Origin of the sequence: Marinithermofilum abyssi (genome assembly GCF_014641195.1) — a bacterium.
In the GTDB taxonomy this organism is placed as follows: Bacteria; Bacillota; Bacilli; order Thermoactinomycetales; family DSM-45169; genus Marinithermofilum; species Marinithermofilum abyssi.
In genome coordinates this window covers 1-2,710 of the sequence record NZ_BMHQ01000030.1, presented here as the reverse complement: position 1 = coordinate 2,710, position 2,710 = coordinate 1, and the positions used below count along the sequence as shown (strand labels likewise).

The 2,710-nt window shown below is 46.9% G+C and carries 5 protein-coding genes; 3 read left to right on the top strand and 2 right to left on the bottom strand.

Annotated elements, in window-relative coordinates; genetic code table 11:
- Positions 1 to 115, top strand: a 115-nt coding sequence (locus tag IEW70_RS18655) for a toxin-antitoxin system HicB family antitoxin (protein WP_188649208.1), incomplete at its 5' end; no start/stop codon positions are given.
- A 183-nt stretch (positions 116 to 298) separates the two neighbouring features.
- On the opposite strand, the gene IEW70_RS18650 is transcribed toward IEW70_RS18655, so the two are convergent.
- Positions 299 to 697 carry a divergent PAP2 family protein gene (locus IEW70_RS18650; protein ID WP_188649207.1) on the bottom strand — a complete coding sequence of 133 codons (399 nt, stop codon included), beginning with the start codon at positions 695 to 697 and terminating at the stop codon, positions 299 to 301.
- A gap of 399 nt (positions 698 to 1,096) precedes the next feature.
- On the opposite strand from IEW70_RS18650, the gene IEW70_RS17565 reads away from it, so the two are divergent.
- Both IEW70_RS17565 and IEW70_RS17560 read left to right on the top strand, forming a co-directional pair.
- Positions 1,097 to 1,279, top strand: coding sequence for a hypothetical protein (locus tag IEW70_RS17565; protein ID WP_188649206.1), 183 nt, complete (start codon positions 1,097 to 1,099; stop codon positions 1,277 to 1,279).
- 498 nt (positions 1,280 to 1,777) lie between these two features.
- Positions 1,778 to 2,359: a hypothetical protein gene (locus IEW70_RS17560; RefSeq protein WP_188649205.1), complete on the top strand. Its 582-nt coding sequence runs from the start codon at positions 1,778 to 1,780 to the stop codon at positions 2,357 to 2,359.
- A gap of 141 nt (positions 2,360 to 2,500) precedes the next feature.
- Here IEW70_RS17560 and IEW70_RS17555 read toward each other — a convergent pair.
- A partial coding sequence (locus IEW70_RS17555; RefSeq protein WP_373286003.1) for a spore photoproduct lyase family protein occupies positions 2,501 to 2,710 on the bottom strand: 210 nt, incomplete at its 5' end.

The following is a 2,710-nucleotide window of genomic DNA, read 5'->3' as shown; positions in this document are numbered from 1 at the left end:
GGTTCGACTCCCCGAAAGCCTCCATAAGAAGCTACGCATCGAAGCCGCTGAAAGGGAAATATCGATGCAACAGATCGTAGAGGAAATAGTCAAGGATAGATTCGAGAGGGGATGACTACTGTTGGAGAACAAAATGGGCTATAAGGGATCCCGACGTCAACCGGATGAGCAATAAGCATAGTGATTTTTAATCCATCCTGAGGATTTACTAAAATCCGAATCCTCTCCCTTTCATACGGATGGATAATGAACTATGAAACGATCCAGTAAAGTAACGAAGCAATGCAAGTCCCCACTGTCACCCCCCCCCCACCATTCCTAAAAGAGTATGAACCCGACGTTGTACAGGGTATGTGGGTGTCTCCATTTCAGAATGAAAGCCGAATTCCTTTACCATATGAACAAGTGTGTACAAAATGGAACCTTGTTCCCCGATTTGCCTCCGTATACCGATCGAATCATATAGGACGATAACTGTGATCACCATAGAGATCGTAAAGAAAGGCGAGTGCAAACCATAGGACAAGTACATGGACACGGATAAGGCGCTGACTAATGAGGAATGAGAACTCGGTATTCCACCACTGCGGAGAAGTAAACCCCAGTTCCATGATTGAGCATGTTGTCGATGCCAAAAAACCTTTAAAATCTGTGCCGAAACCATCGCTAACAAAGCAGAGAATAATGGAAGATTCATTCTCTGTTTACTCCTTCCACTACAGCGAAAAAATAACGTCCCTGCTTAGGATCATTCCTAAAAACCAGGATATAATCGCATATGTTATAAAAATCATTTATGTAAGGCTCCTAATAAATTATTTGCTTAATATTCCACAAAAAAGGACTACCCATCCCAGATTCTCAGTTACGTTAAATTGTTGTCTTAAGAAGACCTAATGGGGGTCAGCACGTGCTTGTTATGGATGATTGTGCGTTAGAACTGCCTACTGTGAGGCGTGGTTTATTTTGAGTGTCTGTAATTTTTCTGTTCTAACCATAAAAACAGAATAGATCCGAAAGATCATGTGAACATTAAATTAGTAATGTACTTTGATGGCACCATTACATACTTTTCAAGGTAAACAGGGGTGTTCCGATGAAAGAAGGAGTTCTTAACGAAATTAAAAAGGACTTGTTGGCAAAGAAAAAACAATATCAAGAAGCCTTGGCACGCCATGAATTCCTGGAACAACAGGAAATTCTGCAGGAGATAAAACAGTTAAAAAAACAATGGGATGAGTGGATGAGGGATACAACGGGAAGACCCAGGGAGGTTTAAGTAGTTATTCGCAAATGCCGTCGATAAGAAAGATTGATCGGGTTTACACGGAGCTTTTGGATTGCAGGGCCTGTTCAGTATCATTTATTCGATTCCATAGTTGCCGAATCCATTCCTTATCGCTTATATACATTGCTTTCAATCGGAATTGATCGGTTTCAAACAGGTGATGGGCCAATGCTTCCCGCAGCAGTTTGGCTTCACGATATCCTTTTCGCTCTGGTCAGTTTTGGTGATTATTAAGTGGATATTTCATCTGCAGAGATTGAATACATCGCAACGGACAGGACCGGACTTCCTCTGAGTGAGTCTTGGACCCGCGTTGTCGGCGCGGGGGATGGAGGAAAGCGAAAAAGACCCTGATTGGCAAGTAGATCCTGAGGCAGAAAAACGATTGAAAGCAAAATTAAAGCGGATGAACCATCGCTTGAACGAATCAAAAAAAGCCCAATCAAGCCTAGTTGACTAGTTGACTGAACCAATCCAGGCGGGGGGACGGTGAGTCCCTCCTATTTTAAACTAGTTTATACCCGCTGGTACGCAGTAGCTCGACAACTTCCCTATGAGTCGCACATTTTAGAAATTCCCGAATTTCCGCAGCTGGAAAGTCAACTGCGCGTTCCGCAGTCCGGACCGCTGGTGGAAACGGCCAAAAAGCAACGGGAAATGACGATGGCTGTCCTGGCCGAGCACGTCAAAGAACCGACAGACTTCCGGGTGTTTATCGGCTTTAAGGTGCCACGGGTGAGCCGGATGGCAATCAAGCGGCGGATCCGGCGCACGATCTATCACAAGTGGTACGATCTGCGCCGCTACATCGGGACCATTAGCGGGCTGCGTCCCTACGACATCCTGGAAGAGGAGCTGTTTGATTACCAGGACGCGGAAGAGCTGATCGCCCAGGAGCTTTCCAGCCTGCTGGTGAACAAACCAGCTACCACCGGGAGCTGCAGTGGATCTACCGTTCTTCCGTGTTTCGCGGGATCGGAGAGCCGACGCTGCTGGAAGAGTGGAAACCCCAAAAGCAAACCATCACCGTGGCGGGAGACAACCAAGCGATACGCCCTTATCCCAACGTGATCCGCACCCTGATCCCTGGCGCCTTTTCTCCAGCGGTTGGATGACCAACCATCTCTGTAACACGGGGTTCTTTTGACCGTAATCCTCCCTCTCTCATCCCTTTTCAGAGCTTTATCACCTGCTACCGTGCACCGGTCTCCGTTAAGTGAAGTATTCCAGTTTTGCCGTGGGAAAATGTTCCTCCAGGTACCTCCCCAGCTCCCTCTTGATGTCCTCCTGCTCAGCGTCGGTGTACACGTATTTTCCAATCCCGTAACGCCCCCACTTCCACTTGCGTCGGGACTCATCCAGTTCCAGCTTCGTCATGGGATAGTTTTTCTGGATGACCCGTTTGGCTGGTTTCGTGAAGCG

Coding starts and splice junctions, on each gene's coding strand:
- IEW70_RS17565 (WP_188649206.1), top strand. CDS start 1,097: ATGAAAGAAGGAGTTCTTAACGAAATTAAAAAGGACTTGTTGGCAAAG.
- IEW70_RS18650 (WP_188649207.1), bottom strand. CDS start 697: ATGAATCTTCCATTATTCTCTGCTTTGTTAGCGATGGTTTCGGCACAG.